We start from the raw sequence: 3,457 nt of genomic DNA on the forward strand, positions 1-3,457 counted from the left end.
GGCCTTTTCCGCCGCCCGGTAGATGTCGTTGACGAAGTAGGCCAGGACCACGACGTCCGGGGGAACGGGATAGGCGCGCAGGGCCTCGTCCTCGTCCACGGTGTCCCAGCCGATCTTGGCCGCGTTGGCCACGCGCCAGCCCGGGCCGAGGTCGCGGCCCAGCACGTCGCCGAAGCGGTCCTCGGCCCGGTCAATGCCGTGGCCGGCGGCGAAGGAATCCCCCACCACCAGCACGAGCTTCTCGCCCGCGGCCTTGGGGCGCGGCTCGGCGTCGCGGTAGCCGAGGCTGTTGACCGGACGCCAGTGGCGCTCGAACCAGTTGCGGCTGGACATGGTGAGGTTGAAGCCGTCGGACTGGGCGAAGAAGAGGGCCATGCCCACTTCGAGAACGAGCAGCATGACGGCGGCGGCGTCAAAGGCGACCAGCGTCCCCATGCCGGCGGCGCGCGCCCGGCCGGGGCGCAACCGGGACAGTCCCCACATGGCCGGAAGATTGATCGCGACCAGAGCGGCGAAAGCGTACAGCACGTGAATCATGGGTCCGGGGACGCGTCCTACCCCTTCCTGCGCCAGGGCTTTTCCTGGCCGGCCCGCAGGCGGGCGATGTTCTCGCGGTGCTTGATGATGACCAGCACGGCCACGACCAGGGCGGCCAGGGTCAGGGAGCAGGGGCCCAGGAAATAGACGAGGATGGGCAGGGAGGCGGCCAGGACCAGGGAGCCGGCGGAGACGAAGCCCGTGAGCTTGATGACGGCCACGCAGGCGGCCACGGCCAAAAGCGCCGGGATCGGAGCCGCGCCCAGGAACACGCCGATGGTGGTGGCCACGCCCTTGCCGCCCTTGCCGTAGAGAAAGGCGGAAAACATGTGGCCGGCCACGGCCGTGACGATGACCAGCGACAGGAAGACCGGCGACGGGGTCAGGCACCGGGCCACCAGCACGGGGACCAGCCCCTTGGCCACATCAAGGAGCAGCGTGGCCGCGCCGTAACGCGCGCCGCAAAGCCGGGTCACGTTCGTGGCCCCGGTGTTGCGGCTGCCGGCGAGCCTCGGGTCGATGCCGCAGCCGGCCATGGCCACGGCCAGGCCGAAGGGAAAGGCGGCCGCCAGATACGTCAGGCCCAGATACAGAATGCAGGCGAACACGAAACCCAAGCCCATAAGCACTCCACTTCCCCGTCCGTGGGGTTCGGAAAGGCTCCCCTTACCGGGGAGGTCCAGGAGGGGGTCACCCCCTCCTGGCCGCCGGAGGCATTGCGCCTAATGAGCTCCGCCGGCGTTCATGAAAAAGGCCTCGGCCCCTTCGGGCAGCCGGGCCGGAATCTCCTCCGCGCCGAAGACCCGCAGCTCGTTGGTCAGCGGGTCGATCTTGCCCAGACGTAGCGCATACCGTTGGCCGATGTAAACTGCGTCGCCCAGGGCGTCCCGGGTGGCCCGGACGTAAATCTGCATGTCCGGCAGGGACAGGGACACGTAGCCGCCGCCGCCGAGGTCCACCACCACGCCCTCGAAGGTCCGCTCGCGGCAGGTGCGCTGGAGGTAGAGCAGCTTCCAGTAGCGCGGCCGGAAACGCTGCACCCGGCCCACGGCCTCGATGCGGGCGGAAAGTTCCGGCAGCCTGGCCTCGAGCTCGCCCCGGCTCCAGCGCGGGGAGCCGGTGCGCAGCAGGCTTTCGAGCTGGGCCAGGTTCACCAGGTCGGCGTAGCGCCTCAGCGGCGAGGTGACGGGCGCGTAGGCCGGCGCGGCGAGCGTCGCGTGGGGCCTGGGGTCGGGCTCGGTCAAGGTCGGCGGCAGCTCGCGCACCACCCGCTGGATGGAGGGCGGATCGTCGTGGATGCCGCGAATTTCAGGAGAAAGCGCGGCGTCCTGGGTGCGAAAGAGCATGGCCGCGCCGTGGGTCACGGCGTACTGGGCCGCGGCCGTGTTGCCGAGGATCATGAATTCGCTGACCATGAGCTGGGAGCGGGGGTAGGACGGGCAAAGCCCCATGTCCACGGTCGTCGACTCGGGATAGCCGGACAGGATGATGTCGGGCTCGGGCCGCTCGATGATCACGGCCCCGCGCTCCAGGCGCTTTTGCCGCAGCACGGTGGCCAGCCGGTGGCCCAGGCGGAAGTGCTCCGGCGCGTCCGGGGCGTCCAGGGCCGCCTCCACGGCGGCGTAGGTGGTATTTTCGGCGATGCGCACGAAGGACTTGCGCATGGAAAAACCCACCGTCTCGCCAGCGACGTCGAAGTCCCACTCCATGACCAGGGACGGCCGGACCTCGCCGGCGCGCAGGCTGTAGAGCCCGGTGCCCAGGGGCTCGGGCAGCATGTGGGAGGTGCCTTCCGGCAGGTACAGGCTCGAGGCGCGCCCGGCCACGGCCGTGTCCAGGGGGCCGCCGAAATCCCAGTCCAGGGCCGGGTCGGCCAGGGCCAGGACCAGACGGATGCCGCCGTCCACGCGGGCCTCGGCGAAAAAGGCGTCGTCGATGTCCCGGGTGGTTGGGGAATCCACGCTGACGAAGGCGATGGGCTCGGGCTCCCTGGCCTGGGCGGCCAGCCCCGCCTCCAGGGCCGCCACTTCGGGGGCGTACGGCTTCCACCAGTCGTCGCCCGGGGCGTAGTCGGCCTGGTCGAGCAGATAATTGTAGTGCGGGGGCACGATGCCCCACTGGGTGGCCAGGATGTAGGGCTGGAAGGGATGCTCGGGCAGACCCTTTCTGAGCATGGCCCACAGCGTCGCCGCCTCGGCGTCCTCGGCGTCGGCCATGAGGCGCTTGAGGAGCTCGGCCAGACGCCTGGCCGCCTCGGGGTCGAGCCTGGCCGCCAGACCCTGGGCCTTCTTGCGGTCGCCGGACAGCCAGCCCTGCCAGAGTTCCTTGAAGAAGGCCTGGCCGGCCACGACCACCTTCTCGCGCTCCTCGGCCTGGGCCGCCTCGACCATGCGCCGCTCGACCAGCTCGGCCGGAAACACCTCGAACTTGGGCGGATGGAACTTGAAATGCGTCTTGCAACCGAGCAGCGCCCGGCCCATGGCCGCCACGGCGTCCACGTCGGGATTCTCGCCCACCAGCCCGGCGAACCACTGGGCCGTCTCCTCGCGCACCTCGCCCTGGGCCAGCTCCCACAACTCCAGGGCGTCGACGGCCTTGGCCGCGGCCTCGCGCCGGGTCTGGCAGGCGGCCAGGATCTCCAGGATCTCGCTGCGGTCCCTGGCCCCGTCGTAGCGCGGCCCCATCCAGGGCAGCACCCTGGAAAGCGCCATCTTCTCCTCGCGCTTGGTCAGGGTGTACAGCCGCAGCCGTCCCGAGGACTCCTCCAGCACCCAGGCCACCTGCGCCTGGTTGCCCTGCATGTACTCCACCAGACACCCCGGCCCGGCATACCGCTCCAACGCCATGCGATGCATATCCTTTAGGGGAGGGAGAAGAGGAATCGGGGGGGAGGGAACCCCTTTTTGGGAAAAAGGGGTTC

At 70.0% G+C, this 3,457-nt stretch carries 3 protein-coding genes; all 3 read right to left on the minus strand.

Features of this window, described 5'->3' with window-relative positions; all coding sequences use genetic code 11:
- A partial coding sequence (locus Q1K70_RS20370; RefSeq protein ID WP_300163956.1) for an SGNH/GDSL hydrolase family protein occupies positions 1-537 on the minus strand: 537 nt, incomplete at its 3' end.
- 17 nt (positions 538-554) lie between these two features.
- Complete coding sequence (plsY, locus tag Q1K70_RS20375; protein WP_300163958.1) at positions 555-1,160, minus strand: glycerol-3-phosphate 1-O-acyltransferase PlsY; 606 nt, start codon at positions 1,158-1,160, stop codon at positions 555-557.
- A 99-nt stretch (positions 1,161-1,259) separates the two neighbouring features.
- Entirely contained in the window at positions 1,260-3,383 is a 2,124-nt protein-coding gene (locus Q1K70_RS20380) for a ribonuclease catalytic domain-containing protein (protein WP_300163961.1), read from the minus strand.
- Between the last annotated feature and the right edge of the window lie 74 nt (positions 3,384-3,457).

The organism is Solidesulfovibrio sp., from assembly GCF_029978005.1.
Lineage (GTDB): Bacteria > Desulfobacterota > Desulfovibrionia > Desulfovibrionales > Desulfovibrionaceae > Solidesulfovibrio.